Origin of the sequence: Streptomyces sp. AC1-42W (assembly GCF_003248355.1) — a bacterium.
Lineage (GTDB): Bacteria > Actinomycetota > Actinomycetes > Streptomycetales > Streptomycetaceae > Streptomyces.
Genome location: NZ_QKWY01000001.1, coordinates 3,793,296 through 3,806,997 on the forward strand (window position 1 = coordinate 3,793,296; position 13,702 = coordinate 3,806,997).

At 73.5% G+C, this 13,702-nt stretch carries 16 protein-coding genes and 1 pseudogene; 8 read left to right on the top strand and 9 right to left on the bottom strand.

The window, feature by feature from the left end; translation table 11 throughout:
- Nucleotides 1-9: 9 nt before the first annotated feature.
- The 4 genes and pseudogenes from dhaL to DNK56_RS17320 all read right to left on the bottom strand — a co-directional run bounded on the left by dhaL (nucleotide 10) and on the right by DNK56_RS17320 (nucleotide 2,906).
- On the bottom strand, nucleotides 10-672 hold the full coding sequence (gene dhaL / locus DNK56_RS17305; protein ID WP_111335029.1) for a dihydroxyacetone kinase subunit DhaL: 663 nt from the start codon (nucleotides 670-672) through the stop codon (nucleotides 10-12).
- Nucleotides 673-692: 20 nt separating this feature from the next.
- Nucleotides 693-1,691: a dihydroxyacetone kinase subunit DhaK gene (locus DNK56_RS17310; protein WP_111335031.1), complete on the bottom strand. Its 999-nt coding sequence runs from the start codon at nucleotides 1,689-1,691 to the stop codon at nucleotides 693-695.
- A 165-nt stretch (nucleotides 1,692-1,856) separates the two neighbouring features.
- Nucleotides 1,857-2,254, bottom strand: a pseudogene (locus tag DNK56_RS17315) (dihydrofolate reductase family protein).
- A 115-nt stretch (nucleotides 2,255-2,369) separates the two neighbouring features.
- Entirely contained in the window at nucleotides 2,370-2,906 is a 537-nt protein-coding gene (locus DNK56_RS17320) for a hypothetical protein (RefSeq protein WP_241989911.1), read from the bottom strand.
- Nucleotides 2,907-3,088: 182 nt separating this feature from the next.
- On the opposite strand from DNK56_RS17320, the gene DNK56_RS17325 reads away from it, so the two are divergent.
- A complete protein-coding gene (locus tag DNK56_RS17325) occupies nucleotides 3,089-3,784 on the top strand; it encodes a hypothetical protein (RefSeq protein ID WP_111335033.1) in 696 nt (231 codons plus the stop codon).
- A gap of 46 nt (nucleotides 3,785-3,830) precedes the next feature.
- Here the strand turns inward: DNK56_RS17325 and DNK56_RS35010 are convergent, their stop codons facing one another.
- From DNK56_RS35010 to DNK56_RS17335, 3 genes are all read right to left on the bottom strand, one after another.
- A complete protein-coding gene (locus DNK56_RS35010; protein WP_158558504.1) occupies nucleotides 3,831-4,085 on the bottom strand; it encodes a DUF6332 family protein in 255 nt (84 codons plus the stop codon).
- 34 nt (nucleotides 4,086-4,119) lie between these two features.
- Nucleotides 4,120-4,581, bottom strand: coding sequence for an iron chaperone (locus DNK56_RS17330; RefSeq protein ID WP_111335035.1), 462 nt, complete (start codon nucleotides 4,579-4,581; stop codon nucleotides 4,120-4,122).
- Nucleotides 4,582-4,649: 68 nt separating this feature from the next.
- Nucleotides 4,650-5,120, bottom strand: a complete 471-nt coding sequence (locus tag DNK56_RS17335) for a helix-turn-helix transcriptional regulator (RefSeq protein ID WP_111335037.1) — start codon at nucleotides 5,118-5,120, stop codon at nucleotides 4,650-4,652.
- Nucleotides 5,121-5,337: 217 nt separating this feature from the next.
- Here DNK56_RS17335 and DNK56_RS17340 point away from each other — a divergent pair, with 217 nt between their 5' ends.
- The 3 genes from DNK56_RS17340 to DNK56_RS17350 all read left to right on the top strand — a co-directional run bounded on the left by DNK56_RS17340 (nucleotide 5,338) and on the right by DNK56_RS17350 (nucleotide 8,022).
- A complete protein-coding gene (locus tag DNK56_RS17340; protein WP_111335039.1) occupies nucleotides 5,338-5,979 on the top strand; it encodes a hypothetical protein in 642 nt (213 codons plus the stop codon).
- A gap of 123 nt (nucleotides 5,980-6,102) precedes the next feature.
- A complete protein-coding gene (locus DNK56_RS17345; RefSeq protein ID WP_111335936.1) occupies nucleotides 6,103-6,894 on the top strand; it encodes a VOC family protein in 792 nt (263 codons plus the stop codon).
- Between the two features lie 153 nt (nucleotides 6,895-7,047).
- Nucleotides 7,048-8,022 (top strand): AraC family transcriptional regulator, encoded by a 975-nt coding sequence (locus DNK56_RS17350; RefSeq protein ID WP_111335041.1) that lies wholly within the window; start codon nucleotides 7,048-7,050, stop codon nucleotides 8,020-8,022.
- A gap of 22 nt (nucleotides 8,023-8,044) precedes the next feature.
- Here the strand turns inward: DNK56_RS17350 and DNK56_RS17355 are convergent, their stop codons facing one another.
- Nucleotides 8,045-8,842, bottom strand: a complete 798-nt coding sequence (locus DNK56_RS17355) for a hypothetical protein (RefSeq protein WP_111335043.1) — start codon at nucleotides 8,840-8,842, stop codon at nucleotides 8,045-8,047.
- A gap of 114 nt (nucleotides 8,843-8,956) precedes the next feature.
- Here DNK56_RS17355 and DNK56_RS17360 point away from each other — a divergent pair, with 114 nt between their 5' ends.
- The 4 genes from DNK56_RS17360 (at nucleotide 8,957) to DNK56_RS17375 (ending at nucleotide 11,438) form a co-directional block, all read left to right on the top strand.
- Nucleotides 8,957-9,358 carry a DUF6153 family protein gene (locus tag DNK56_RS17360; RefSeq protein ID WP_111335939.1) on the top strand — a complete coding sequence of 134 codons (402 nt, stop codon included), beginning with the start codon at nucleotides 8,957-8,959 and terminating at the stop codon, nucleotides 9,356-9,358.
- Nucleotides 9,359-9,487: 129 nt separating this feature from the next.
- Nucleotides 9,488-10,132: a DUF305 domain-containing protein gene (locus tag DNK56_RS17365; protein WP_111335046.1), complete on the top strand. Its 645-nt coding sequence runs from the start codon at nucleotides 9,488-9,490 to the stop codon at nucleotides 10,130-10,132.
- Nucleotides 10,133-10,262: 130 nt separating this feature from the next.
- Complete coding sequence (locus DNK56_RS17370; protein WP_111335048.1) at nucleotides 10,263-10,604, top strand: DUF5713 family protein; 342 nt, start codon at nucleotides 10,263-10,265, stop codon at nucleotides 10,602-10,604.
- Nucleotides 10,605-10,673: 69 nt separating this feature from the next.
- Complete coding sequence (locus DNK56_RS17375) at nucleotides 10,674-11,438, top strand: bleomycin resistance protein (RefSeq protein WP_111335941.1); 765 nt, start codon at nucleotides 10,674-10,676, stop codon at nucleotides 11,436-11,438.
- On the opposite strand, the gene DNK56_RS17380 is transcribed toward DNK56_RS17375, so the two are convergent.
- Nucleotides 11,401-13,701 carry a hypothetical protein gene (locus DNK56_RS17380; RefSeq protein WP_111335050.1) on the bottom strand — a complete coding sequence of 767 codons (2,301 nt, stop codon included), beginning with the start codon at nucleotides 13,699-13,701 and terminating at the stop codon, nucleotides 11,401-11,403. The two genes, DNK56_RS17375 and DNK56_RS17380, sit on opposite strands and share 38 nt — an antisense overlap.
- Between the last annotated feature and the right edge of the window lies 1 nt (nucleotide 13,702).

Below are 13,702 nucleotides of genomic sequence, written 5' to 3' on the forward strand. Positions count from 1 at the left end.
GACGCATGCTCAGTAGCCGTCGAGGTGGGGGGCCAGCGAGTCGACCGTGCCGCCGGCGGAGGCGAAGAACAGGGCTATGCCCACGGCTCCGGGGTCCGGGACACCGGTGGCGCGCTCACCCAGGTAGCTGGCCCGCCCCATGCGCGCCGCCTGGGACGCGGTCTCGCGCACCCCCTGCCACGCCTCCGCCGCGGCTGCGGCCAGGGCTTCGGCGGGTGGCGTTCCACCGGCTGCCCGCAGCGCTCCGGCCGCCGGTGCCAGCGCGTCGACCAGCGTCTTGTCGCCGGGGGCCGCGTCCCCGACCCGGCGGATCGCCGCCAGGCCCTCGGCGGCACCGTCGGCGAGCGCGCCCGTCGTCAGCTCCGGCCCCGGCCCGGCAGCCCGCCCCAGAGCCTGGAACAGCAGTCCGAACAGGGGGCCGCTGGTCCCGCCGACCTCGTCCAGGAAGGCGGTGGCCATGGCGCCGAGACAGTCCGCCGGACCGGCCGTCGCCCCGACCCCGTCGAGCAGCAGGGCGGCGGCCCGTACGCCGGCGGTGAGGTTGGCGCCGAAGTCACCGTCGCCCGCCCGCTGGTCGAGCGCGGTCAGCTCGGCCTCCGTGGCATGGACCGACTCGGCGAAGCGCTCCGCCCACTCGCGGGTGCGCGCGCCGTCGAGAGCGTTGCTCGTCATGGGCCCTCCTCGTAGCTCCGTCACCACCGCAGTGCCGGGGTGTGCACGGGCGCATCGTAGAAATCGAGCGTGGCCCGGTCGGCCACCATGAGCGTGAGGGAGAAACCCCGCATGTCCAGCGCCGTGACGTAGTCGCCCACCAACTGGCGGGCCATCCGCACCCCCCGGGCGTCCAGCACCCGGCCCAGCTCGCCGAACACGCCGTACAACTCCAGCGAGGTGACCGAACCGAGCCCGTTGACCAGTGCGATGACGGGCTCCTCGGGCCCCGGCCGCAGCGCGTCCAGCAGCGACCCGGTCATCTCCTCCACCAGCTCGCCCACCGCACCCTGCGCGCGGGTGCGGGCGGCGCGTTCGCCGTGGATGCCGACGCCGTACTCCAGCTCACCGGCCGGCAGGACGAACGCCGGCTCGCCGGTGGCGGGCGCGTGATGGGCGGCGGACGCGACGGCGAGCGTACGGCTGCGGGCCACCAGGCCCGTACCCAGTTCGACGAGTGCGTCCAGCCCCACGCCGGTGTCCGCGGCGGCGCCCAGGATCTTTTCGAGGAGCACCGTGGCACCCGTGCCGCGCCGCCCGGCCGCGATGTCCTCGGAGTCGGTGGCGAGGTCGTCGTCCACGAGGACCCGCGCGCAGGCGATCCCCGCGTCCGCGAGGCGCTCCGCGGCGATACCGAAGTTGATCCGGTCGCCCGTGTAGTTCTTCACGATGTGCAGCACACCCGCCGGCCGGGCCACGGCGCGCGAGGCCCGGAAGATCTGCCGGTTGTGCGGAGAGGCGAACACCCGGCCGGGACAGGCGGCGTCCAGCATGCCGGCACCCACATACCCGGCATGCAACGGCTCGTGCCCCGAACCACCCCCCGACAGCAGACCCACCCGCCGCTCGGGGGCGGTGTGCCGGGCGGTGACGAAACCGTCCTCGGTGTCGTACCGCACCAACTCCGCGTGTGCGCGGGCGAAGCCGGACAATGCGGCGGATACGAGTTCCCCGGCGCCGTTCTCGAAGTACCTGGCCATATGCCGCACCCATCCCGTCCCTGGCGTGAGGCCGTACGAGCCGACCCGGACGATACCCCCATGGTGCAGGTAACGGTCCGCATGCGGCAACTCGCACAGGGTGCGGCACCGTGCTTTCGGTGTGTATGTTGCGGCTGTGCGCCGGGTGACACCGAAACCGCGGACTCAGGACGGCTGACCGGGTGGGCCGTCCAGGACGGTCGGCGTGTACTCCAGCAGTTGGAGCCGGCGGTCGAAGAGGCGGCTCTCCACCAGGTCGAGGCGGACATCGGGATACGCGTCGAAGATCCGCTGCCGCCCGGTGGCGCCGGTGATCACCGGGAAGAGGACGACCCGGAAGCGGTCCACGAGCCCGGCCGCCAGCAGGGACCGGACCAGAGTGAGGCTGCCGAGCGTACGCAGGGGCCGCTCCGAGTTCTCATCAGGCTGACATGCCGCTTCTCGCCCTCGGTGTCGAGCCACGCCAGGTATTCGGGCCCCTCCATCCCCCAGAAACCGGGCCAGCCCTCCGCGGAGGCGTAGCCGTCGAGCGAGATGATGAAGTCCACCATGGGGGTTGCCAGCGCACTGCTCCGTTCCTGTTCAGGTGCGTACCAGTGCTGACCGGCGCGGCCCCCGAAACTCATCGGTGCCCACCCGGCGCCGTCCTGGCCGCCGGTGTACGGCGCACCGGGCGCGCTACCAGCGGTGCGGGCGCCGGACCGCGACGAGCACCGCCGCGACCACCGTGACCATGGCCAGCGCGATCGCGAAGTGGGCCGCCCACGCGCCCGCCGCCGTGGGCCCGCCCCAGGCGTGGGACACGTCCTCGCCCGCCGTCGCCAGGGGGTAGAACACGCCCCGCGCGACGAGCAGGACCACGCAGGGACCGGTCACCGCGAACGCGAGGAGATTCGCCGGCAGGCCGCGGAAGGCCCGACCGACCACGGTCCGGAAGCGGTCCGGGGCAACCGCGGCGCCCGCGCCCCGCACCGCCGCGTCCGACCCGCCGAGCGCGGCGAGCCGCCGCTGCGCCCGCCCGGCGAGGGCCGCGCCGCCGGTCACCGCGAGCCCGAGCGCGAGAAGGGTGACGGGCAGGGCCAGCAGTGCGTGGGCCAGGAGCCGGGCCGCCCGCTGCGGCAGCGGGCGGCGGTGCGGTGCGGTGGAGGCGGCGGTCGTCATGGCGAGTCCCTTCTCGGCGTCGGCGCGGTGCCCGAACCGTAGGCGCGCGACCATCCGCCCGGCGTCATACCGGGGAGCCAACTCCGACGTCATACCGAGGGGCCGACCCCGCCGTCGGACCCTGGCAGCGGACCGGCGGGGACACGACCGCCCGGCACCGCGTCGCCCTCTATCCGCCGAACCCCAACTCCGAGTAAAATCAAGGCCCTTGACGACAGAGGGAAACGGGAGTCCGCGTGGAGGTTCTCGTCCTGGTCCTGTGCGTCGCCCTGGTGTACGCGGGATACGCGAAGCTCCGGACCACGCTCCACCGGTGGAAGCTGCCCGCGCCCTCCATCAGTCCGGCGCAGCTGAATCTCTACCAGAAGCAGGCGTTCCAGGAGATCTGCCGAAGGTCCCCGAGCCTCGGCACCCGCGTCCGCATGGGCCCCTACTTCGACGAGCGGCAATGGAACCGCGCCGACGCCATGCTCGTCCTGGCGGAGCCGGTCAAACACAAACTCGTACGGATCGACGGGTGGCGGTTCGGTTCCTACGCCCTCACCCGCAAGGGCTGGCGCGAGTACCGGAAGAACTTCATGTGGACAGGGAGCAGTGGCGACTCGATGCACATCACGGCTTCGGAGGGCGGCTTCGCCGCGGTCAACATCAACAGCCCGCACGGGGTGGCCCAGAGCAGCGGGCGGGACAGCACCGCCGATCTGTCCGGCATCACCTACCACCAGCTGGCCACCGCCCTGAAAGCGGACGCCGAGGGCGCCCCGCCGGAGGAAGCGGTCAGGGCCCGTGAGTACGCCGAGGACCTGACGGACGCGGCCGGCGCACAGGACGCCGACCGGGCCAACCGCATCCTCGGCCGCGTCAACGCGCTGCTGGGCATGGCGACTTCGGCGTTCTCGCTGACCCGGAGCCTGCTGCCGCCCGGCAACTGAGCCCGGCACGGCGGCCGGGCCCGACCCGACCCGCTCCGCCGGGCGCTCAGTGCCCCTGCCGCCGCCGGCCGTCGAACCGCCGCAGCACCCGCACGACGCGCCACACCCCGGCGCCCGCCCCGGCCACCGCCCCGCCGGTCAGGATGTCGTGCCGGAGCGGGCCGGTCACCCCGAGAACGACGACGAACCCGAAGACCAGCGCGAAGACGGCCGCGGCCGGCACGGCGCCGGTGACGAGCGCGAAGACGATCTCCACCGTCATCGCGTCCTTCTCCCACCGGGACTCACGGCCCATGTCCATGGGGCCAGTCTCCCATCACGGCCGCGGGCGCGGGTCAGCCCGCCGCCCTCTTGACGAGGTCGGTGATACGGGCCTCGATCTCCTCGTCGAGCGTCGTGAGGGCGTACGTGGTCGGCCACATCGCGCCGTCGTCCAGAGCGGCCTGGTCGCTGAACCCGAGGGTGGCGTAACGGTTCTTGAACTTCTCCGCGCACTGGAAGTGGCAGACGACCTTGCCGTCCCTGGCGTACGCCGGCATGCCGTACCAGAGCTTGGGCGCCAGGTCCGGCGCGGTTGCCCTGACGATGGCGTGGACGCGCTCGGCGAGCACCCGGTCGGCGTCCCGCATCTCGGCGATCTTCGCGAGGACGTCCTGCTCGGCGGCCGCCTCCTTCTCCGCGCGGGACGCGCCGCGCCGGGAGGCCGCCTTCTTCTCCTCGCGGGCGTGCTCCTTCATCGCGGCCCGCTCCTCGGCCGTGAATCCGCTGTAGTTCTCGGTGGAGTCCGTGGACGACATGGTGAGTGTTCCTCTCGTGGAAAACGGCTGGTCGAGCGAGGATTCGGGGGAGTGGGGCTCCCTGGTCACTACGTTAGGGGCCGCTGCCGCGCCTGGGCTTCTTGATTCCTGACCGCTCGCGCCACCCGCTGCGCCAGACACACCGGCATCGCCTCGATACCGGCCGCGGCGGCTGCGCCGGGCCCGTCCACCGAACCGGCAAGGTCGCCCGCGAGGCTGCTCCGGAAGGACTCCGGGGTCAGGCCGGTCAGCTCGGTGAAACGGGTGACGAACACCCCCGGGGTCGCACAGCCCACCGCCCGGCAGACCGCTTCGAGGTCGAGGTCGCCGCGCAGCAGGAGCGTCGCCCGGTCGATGCGGCGCGCGGTGAGATAGGCGTACGGGGACATGCCGTAGGCCGTACGGAACTGCCGGCTGAGGTGCCCGGCGGGGATGTGCGCGGCGCGGGCGAGCGCCTCCACGTCCAGCGGCTTGCCGTACTCCCGGTCGATACGGTCGCGCACGCGGCGCAACCAGGGATGTGTGCGCGAGGTGTCCATGACCGGCAGGCTAGGTACGGCCCTCCGCCGCGCGCTTCTCGATTCCTGACGAACCCGGCGGGGGCGTGTGTGTGCGCCCCGAGGCTGATGCCGCTAGCCCGAGCGGCTGAGGTGTGCCCGTCGGGAGTTACGGATCGCGGTGGATGGCCCGGACGGGGCCGGACGCAAGGATGGGAGCAACCCCGCCAACGGGGCCCCGACTCATCTGGAGAGCCCGATGACCGCGATCCTCCGCCCCAGGGCCATGGCCTTCCCGGCCGTGCTCGCCACACTCGTCGTCGCCGTACCCCTGAGTGCCGGCTCCGCCGCCTCCGCCGATCGACCCGCGCCCAAGGCCCCGTACGCGAGCGTCAGCGGGAGCGCGGAGTTCGTCCTCCCCTACTATCCGGACGACGACATCCGCTCGTTCAGCTTCGACGCCCGGGCGGACCCGTACAGCCGGCCGCTGCCGGGGCTGCCCGGGGGGCTTCCCACCGATGCCAGGGGCACGGTCCGGATCTCCCACTACTCCGCCGACCGGGACGAGACCTACACGTCGGAAGGCCGCGTGGACTGTCTGGTCACCGGCCCCCACACCGCGACGCTGACGGCGGTCATCACCGGGGCGAGCGAGGGCGGTCCGGTGGAGGACATCGGCAAGCGGGTCGGATTCAGTGTCTACGACGGCGGCAAGGACAAGGGGCGCTCGCGGGACCGCGTGGGCTTCTCCTGGAACGGCGTGAACCTCCTGCCGCAGGGCGACGCCGATCCCGTGGAGGCCCAGGTCGGCACCTGCATGGCTCCCGCCGCGTACGCCCCGGTGACCAAGGGCGGCTACACGGTCAGGCACACCGAACTGCCTCCCGCGCCGAAGCCCTGACGGGCCGGCGACCAGGGGTAGTTCACCTGTACGGGTCGATTTCGTGCGTTCGAATCGGGTAGGGACGCTCAGTCCACCCCGAGACCATCCCGAGACCCATCCCCGGAGGCATCCGTGCCCGAGATGAACACCCCCTACAAACCCGGCACCCCCTGTTGGATCGACCTCATGGTCCCCGACCAGCAGGCGGCCATCGACTTCTACCGCGACCTCTTCGGCTGGCAGGGCGAGGTGGGCCCGCCGGAGCAGGGCGGCTACTCCCTCTGCACCCTCGAAGGGAAGCCGGTCGCCGGAATCATGAAGGCGATGAACCCGGACGGCACGGTGCCCGACCCGATGCCGCCGACCGCGTGGACGACGTATCTGTCGACGGACGACATCGACGCCACCGTCGCAGCCGTCACGAACTCCGGCGGCACGGTCGTCGTGGGCCCGATGGACGTCATGGACCTCGGCCGCATGGCGGTCGTCACCGACCCGGCGGGCGCCGTCTTCGGCCTGTGGCAGCCCGGCACCTTCGACGGCGCGGCCGTCGTCAACGAGCCCGGCGCGCTGATCTGGAGCGAACTCGTCACCCCCGACCCGGCGGCGGCGTCGGCCTTCTACTCGTCCATCCTGCCGGTGACCACGGCACGCTCCGAGATGGAGGGGGCCGAGGGCTACATCGAGTTCCAGGTCGCCGGACGCCCGGTGGGCGGCATCATGGACCTGAACAGCATGCCGGAGGGCGTGCCGCCGCACTGGCAGGTGTACTTCAACGTGGACAGCGTGGACGACGTCCAGGCGGCGGCGGTCCACGCCGGAGCCACGGTCCTGGCACCCGCCTTCGACATGGTCGCCGGCCGCATGGCGGTCCTCGCCGATCCGCAGGGCGGCGCGTTCGCCGTCATCGCCACCCCCGAGGGCTCCGCCTGACCCGGCCGGACGGCCACCGAGGCACGGCCCCGCACCGGGTGGAGAGAGCCCGGTGCGGGGAACGGGCCGTACGGCCACGCCAGGCGGCCCATACTGGACGGGCTATGGTCTGCAATCCAGCGTCCTTCAGCGAACGTCCCACGGGAGGCGAGCGTGGACCCGCTGCATGACGTCCTGGCCCTGCTGGAGGTACGAGCCCACCTGTCCGCGAGCCTCACCGCCGGCGGGGACTGGGCCGTACGGTTCGACGCGCCGTCCGGCGCCGAGTTCAACGCGGTACGGCGCGGCTCCTGCCGGCTGGACGTCGAGGGCGCCGGCGAACCGCTCGACCTCGCCGAGGGCGACTGCTACCTCCTCACCGGCCCCTACCCCTCCACGCTCAGCAGCGGCCCGGACATCGCCCCCGTCCCCGCCGCGCCCCGCTTCACGGCCGCCGGGAACGGCACCGCGCGGGCGGGCCGGGGCGAGGACACCCTCCTCGTCGGCGGCCGGTTCTCCTTCGGGCCCCGCGCCCGGGAACTGCTCCTGGACCGGCTGCCCCCGGTCATCCACATCCCCGCCGGCGCCCCGCACGCCAGGACGGTGGCCCAGGTGCTCGCCGCCATCGAACAGGAACTGGCGGAGCGGCCGATGGCCTCCGCCCTCGTGGCGGAACACCTCGCCGTCGTCATGCTCGTCCACACCCTCCGCCTGCACCTCGCCCGCGCCCCGCACACCGTCTCCGGCTGGATGGCCGGCCTGGCCGACCCCGTGACCGCCGCCGCCCTGACCGCCCTGCACCGGGACCCGGCCCACCCCTGGACCGTCGCCGAACTGGCCGGGGTCTGCGCCGTCTCCCGCTCCACGCTCGCCGCCCGCTTCAAGAACGCCGTCGGCCGGGGGCCGTTGGAGTACCTGACGCAGTGGCGCATCGAACTGACCGCCCGTCGGCTCCGGGACACCGACGCCACGCTCGCCGCCATCGCCCGTGACGTCGGCTACGGCTCGGAGAGCGCCCTCAGCGTCGCCTTCAAACGTGTCACCGGGCTGCCGCCGGGGGACTACCGCCGCCGCCCCGCCGCACCGGACCCCCGGCGGCCGGACGGCCCCGGCTCCTTGCCGCACCCGCACACGAGCCCGGTCCAGTGAGGCGCGCCCGTGCGGACGCGGGTCAGAGCGGCAGGACCGGGCGGGTGGTGAAGTCCTCGTACATGTCCTCGCCGTCCGGGCCGTACACGAACTCCGCCATGGACGGGTTGCGGTTGGCGGTGGCCAGCGGAAGCCAGGCCAGCAGCAGGCCGTAGCCGCCGCACACCGATTCCCCTCCGTCGCCGCCGTGTATCGCGGTGGTGTCGCTGGACAGCTCGGCGCGGTAGGTGTCGTACGCGATGCGCAGGCCGAAGGCGTTCGGCTCCTTCAGGGGGCCGAGCGGATCGCCGTACGGGAGGCAGCCCGGGGGGTAGTCGTCGCCCCACCGGAACAGGGTCGCCGCCCCGGCCCCGCAGGCGTGCTCCCACTCGTCGGGATGCGGCATGCGCAGGCCGCGCGCCGCGAGAGCGGCCGGCATCTCGGCGGGGGCCGCGGTCAGCTCCTCGTCGTCCACGGCCATGAGGACGGTCTCCAGCCGGACGCTCCGGGGAGCGCTGAGCGTCTGCGCGAGATGGGCGCGCGGATCGGGCCCGTATCCGAAGCCCTGCTCCACGCTCTGCGCGTAGTCGGCGCTCTGTTCCGGCGTCGGCTGCCAGGCGTCCGGATCGAAGCCGAGCCGCACCAGGCCGCCGGGGATCAGGGCGAACTCCTGGCCGTCCCGCTCGATGCGGACCCGGTGCAGGGGCCCGCCCAGATGCTCGGTCGCCTCGACGAGCGTCACGCGGCCGCCCACCCGGTCGGCGGCCTCCCGGGCCGTGCGTCGGGCGGCGGCCCGGTCGAAGGTCCGCCAGTGGTCGAGCGTGAGCGAGGCGAGTGACATGGGCGGAAGTGTGGCACGCGGGACTGACACACCATCGGGTCGCCCCCGGTGGGACGCGCCGGCCGGCGGCGCCCCCTGGCGGGCGCGGCGGGTACGGCCTCGTACGATGAGGCGGTGACCACGCGCAGCCGTACCCGCAACCGGCCCACCGGGCGGCTGTACGCGCTGCTGGTCCTCGCGGTACTGGCCGGCATCCTGGGCATGCACGCCCTGCCCGCCAGCCCCTTCCCGGCGGTCCGCGCCGACCACGCCCGCACCATGGCGATGCCCCACGCGGAGACCGGCTCCACCGGCGCCGGGCAGTGCGCGCACTCCGCCGGCGGGACGGGCCATGTCGGCCACGCCGACCAGATGTGCGCGGCGACCGGGATCGGTTCCCCGTACACCCCGCCCGCGCTGAGCGCCGCGTTCAGCGCCGGCCCGGCCGTCGCCGTACGGCCCGAGAGCGTGCCGGAGTCGGCACGGGACGCACGGGCGCCGCCCGACCTGTCCGAACTGCAACTCCTGCGGATCTAGAGCGCGGCCCGCACGGCACCCGCCCGCCCGGACTCCGGGCGCCGGTGCCGTGCCATGCCCTCTTCCGTACTTCCGTACACGCCACCGCGTGCACCCACGGGGTGCCGCGCGCGAAGGAGTTGCACCACGATGACCGTCAACCGCTCGACGCTCCGCCGTACCGCCGTCGCCCTCGTGGCGGCCGGCACCGCCTCCCTGATGCTGGCCGCCTGCGGCAGCGACGGCGACAGCGCCCCCGCCCACGGCAGCCACGCCTCCGCTTCCGCCTCCGCTTCCGCCTCGGCGCCGGCTTCCGCAGGGCAGCACAACGCCGCCGACACCGCCTTCGCCAAGGGGATGATCCCGCACCACCGCCAGGCCGTGGAGATGGCCGACCTCGCGCCGAGCCGCGCGCGGTCGGCGGCGGTCAAGAAGCTCGCGGAGGAGATCAAGAAGGCCCAGGACCCGGAGATCGAAACGCTCTCCGGGTGGCTCACCTCCTGGGGCGAGGACGTCCCGGCCGCGGGTTCCATGGACCATTCCGGCCACGACATGGGTGACATGAGCGGCATGATGACCGGCGAGGACATGGCCGAGCTGAAGAAGGCGAAGGGCCGGGCCTTCGACACGGCCTTCCTCGACATGATGATCGAGCACCACGAGGGTGCCGTGGAGATGGCCAAGGCCGAACGGTCCGGCGGGGCCCACGCCCGGGCGAAGAAGATGGCCGACCGGATCATCACCTCGCAGAGCGCCGAGATCGACCGCATGAACCAGCTCCTCGGCCGGGGCTGACCCCCGAACCCGCTGCGGGACCGGCCGCAACAGCCGCCCCCGCAGCGGGCGCCCCGCCTTCGCCGGCGGCCCGTTGTCAGTGCCGTCGTGCACGATACGGAGATCACGTCGATCACGAGGGTGGGGCGCCATGCCGATCACGAACCAGCAGGTCACGGAGCACGCGTTCCTGCAGCCGTTGTACGAGGACGCGTACTTTCCCGATCACCTCCTGGACGAGGGCCGGGCGATCCTGCACCGGCTGTGCGAGCGGATCGAGGCCGAAAAGCCCTCGGACCTGGCCGCCCTGTACGTGCTGTCCCACGCGGCGACGGAGGAGTTCAACGCGCTGGAGGAGAAGCTCGAAGCGGCGGGCAGCGAGATAGAGACGGTCGCGCGCGAGGAGATAGCCGAGGACTTCTGGTTCCTCGCCACGGCCTACGGCTTCGCGGACGTGGACGTCGAGGAGATGATCGAGCCCCGCAACTGGTGAACGGCGGCCCGGCGGAGAGGAGTCCGGAAGTCCGACACGCAGTAGTCAAGTTTGACTAGACTGTTGGGTGTGACTGAGACGACCATTCCGATGCTGCCCTGCCGGGCCATTCAGCCCGTCATCGACTTCTACGCCGCTCTCGGATTCGCGGTGACCTTCCAGCAGCGCAGCCCCAACCCGTACGCCGTCGTGGAACGCGGGGGGATACAGCTGCACTTCTTCGGGATGAAGGGGTACGAGCCCGCCGCCTCCTACAGCACGTGCTACATCCGGACCGACGACGTCGACGCCCTGCACCACGCCTTCCGGGCCGGGCTCAAGGCCGCGTACGGGAGGGTTCCCACGCGCGGGCTGCCGCGGATCGGGCCGTTGAAGGACACCTCGTACGGCGTGCGCCAGTTCCTGGTGACCGATCCCGGCGGAAACTGCCTGCGTGTCGGGCAGCCGATCAGCCCGGACCATCACCACCGGCCCGCTCCCGAGGGGACCTTCGAGCGGGCCCTGCACCACGCGTCCCTGCTCGCCGACTCCAAGGACGACCCGGCGAGCGCGGCGCGCGTCATCGACCGCGTACTGAATCTTCAGGGCGACGAGCCCACCCCGGTGCGGTTGCTGCGCCTCCTCGTCCTGCGCGCGGACATCGCCGGGCGCCTCGGCGACGACGCGACGGCGGCCTCCGCACTAGCCAGGGCGGCGGGCATCCGGCTCACCCCGCAGGAGCGGAAGTCGGCGCACGACGACCTCGAACGGCTGGAGGAGTTGCGGGACTTTCGGAACACGCCCCAGGCTCCCCGCCTCACCGCATCCAGTGACGCTCCGTCGTCCACCCCGTGAAGCGCCGCGCCCGTCCGCCGTCCGCCGTGCCGTCCGCCCCGAAGGCGCCGCCCTCCGCGACCAGGGACAGGCCCGCCAGGGCCGGGGCCAGCCGGGTGGCCGCATGGGCGGGGTGGCGGGCCGCCTCCCGCGCCAGGCCGGCGACGAGCCGCCGCCGCTCCGCCTCCGGGCACAGGGACAGGTGGAAGACCATCTGCCGCCACGCGTACGCGGCGTCCTTGATCGTGCGGAGCGGCCACGGGTCGCCCTGGACGCGGGTGACCAGCCGGCACACCGTGACGAAGGAGCGGTGCGCCAGATCCGCCCAGCCGGGCTGAGGGGCGATGCCCACCCGGCCCACCAGCGTGGCCAGGTTGTGCGTGGTGAGGATCTGCGCCTGCTCGATGACCACGCCGTTCGCCGCCGTGGACCACTGCCGTGTCGCCGCTCCGGCCCGCTCCGCGCACAGCCGGGCGAACCCGGGACTGGTCCGGGCGCCGCCCGCGCGGGCCAAGGCCTCGCTCGCCTCGACGATCGCCAGGTTGCGGATCGCGTCGTAGTCGATGCCGTAGTAGCGCTCGTACAGCGTGCCGCCGAGGAGATCACCGGCGATCCGCGCCGCCTTCAGGAACTTCGGGCCGAACGTCCCCATGAAGATGTCGGCGGCCAGCTCCTCCACGAACGGGGCGCCGAGGTCGCACTGACGGCCCAGCACACCGAACTCCCGCACCAGCGGATTGGGCAGCAGCGTTCCGGGGAACGCCTGCACGGCCAGCTCGCCCAGCTGCCGCAGCACGGACAGCGCGCCGTCGTCGTCCGAAGCGCCCGGTACGGCGGACCGCCGGCCCGAAACCGCCCGCACCCAGGGCAGTTCCTCGACCCGCACCTGCTGCGCCAGGTCGAGCAGCAGCAGGGAGCGGCGCCTGCGGAACGCCCGGTAGTTCGCCGCCATCAGGGCGCGCAGCGTCTCGTCGTCGTACGCGTGCGCGGTCGCGGCGGCGACGAGCTGGGGGACCAGCTCCGCCATGACCTCGGCGGACGGGACCACCCCGCGCTCGACGAGCGTGGCGAGCGGCGCGCTCAGCGCGGCCTCGACCGCCCGGCCGATGGCCGCCGGGATCACGGCCCCGGCGGGCAGACCGGTGTCCTCGCCCTCCCGCACCGTCACCGGGCACAGGTACGGGGCGACATCGGTGATGCCCGTCTCCGGGGGAAGCGCGGCGAGCCGGCGCAGCATCAGCTGGGCCAGCGCGTGGTGGGACGGGAGCGCCGCCTGCGTGGCCTGGCGGCGGCGCAGGGCGAGGTGCGCGTCGGAGCCGGGCAGGCCCCGGCGCCGCACCATGGACCGCACGGCGTGCCGCAGCAGACCCAGCCGGCGCGCCGTGAGCGGCCGCCGCGCGACGACCTCCTCCAGTGCCCCGCACAGGATGCCCAGGTTCTCCTTGGGGTCGCGGTGCTTGCCGCACAGGGTGTGCCGCGCCGCCAGCTCCCGGTACCGGCCGAGGAGTTCCTCGCTCCGGGCCTGCCAGCCGGCGTCCGGGACGAGCGCGAGAACCCGGCCGTCGCGCGCCGTGGCCAGCCAGTGGACGAGCAGTTCGTCGCCGAACGGCTGCCACACGGCGAGCGCCTCGCGCTGCGTCTCGACGGCCGTGTTGGGCCGCCGCCGCCCCAGCGTGCCCGCGGTGTCCGCGACGGTGCGCCGGTGGACGCAGGCGCCCGCGTCCGGGCCGGGGCGGCCGGCCGGGCGGGGTAGGAAGCGGAGCCGGTCGGCGAACGGCTCCAGCTCCCGTACGAGAGCGAAGGCCGCGCCGGACTCCCCGTGGCGCACCAGCCAGGCGACGGTGAGCAGCGCGGCCTCCTCGGGCACGCCGACCTCGTAGGCGCCGCTGTCCAGCAGGTCCCACAGCCGGGCGAGCCCCGGTTCGGTGAGGCAGTGGGCGAAGAGCGCGCGCCGCTCGGCGGGCACGCCGAAGTCCCGCGCGGCCGCGGTCTCGTGCTCCTGGAGCGGGCCGCCCGCGCTCGCGGCGCCGGTCGGGAAACCGCCCCGCAGCACCTCCGGAGTCACCCAGGACGGGAATCCGGCCACGGGGGTGCGCGAACCGACCGTCACCCGGCCGGACGTCATGGCGGCCAGGACGTCCTGCCACTGCCGGCCGCGGATCTCGGCGCGGTGCCGGGTCTCGGCGTCCTGATGGGTGAGCGCGGTCACGAAGGCCGCCGCCAGCCGGCTCTCCGGGTAGGACGTGGCCGCTGCGAGAGGCTGCTGCTCAGCGTTGTCGTTCATA

Coding starts and splice junctions, on each gene's coding strand:
- dhaL (WP_111335029.1), bottom strand. CDS start 672: ATGACGAGCAACGCTCTCGACGGCGCGCGCACCCGCGAGTGGGCGGAG.
- DNK56_RS17310 (WP_111335031.1), bottom strand. CDS start 1,691: ATGGCCAGGTACTTCGAGAACGGCGCCGGGGAACTCGTATCCGCCGCA.
- DNK56_RS17320 (WP_241989911.1), bottom strand. CDS start 2,906: ATGGTCGCGCGCCTACGGTTCGGGCACCGCGCCGACGCCGAGAAGGGA.
- DNK56_RS35010 (WP_158558504.1), bottom strand. CDS start 4,085: ATGGACATGGGCCGTGAGTCCCGGTGGGAGAAGGACGCGATGACGGTG.
- DNK56_RS17330 (WP_111335035.1), bottom strand. CDS start 4,581: ATGTCGTCCACGGACTCCACCGAGAACTACAGCGGATTCACGGCCGAG.
- DNK56_RS17335 (WP_111335037.1), bottom strand. CDS start 5,120: ATGGACACCTCGCGCACACATCCCTGGTTGCGCCGCGTGCGCGACCGT.
- DNK56_RS17340 (WP_111335039.1), top strand. CDS start 5,338: ATGACCGCGATCCTCCGCCCCAGGGCCATGGCCTTCCCGGCCGTGCTC.
- DNK56_RS17345 (WP_111335936.1), top strand. CDS start 6,103: ATGAACACCCCCTACAAACCCGGCACCCCCTGTTGGATCGACCTCATG.
- DNK56_RS17355 (WP_111335043.1), bottom strand. CDS start 8,842: ATGTCACTCGCCTCGCTCACGCTCGACCACTGGCGGACCTTCGACCGG.
- DNK56_RS17365 (WP_111335046.1), top strand. CDS start 9,488: ATGACCGTCAACCGCTCGACGCTCCGCCGTACCGCCGTCGCCCTCGTG.
- DNK56_RS17370 (WP_111335048.1), top strand. CDS start 10,263: ATGCCGATCACGAACCAGCAGGTCACGGAGCACGCGTTCCTGCAGCCG.
- DNK56_RS17380 (WP_111335050.1), bottom strand. CDS start 13,701: ATGAACGACAACGCTGAGCAGCAGCCTCTCGCAGCGGCCACGTCCTAC.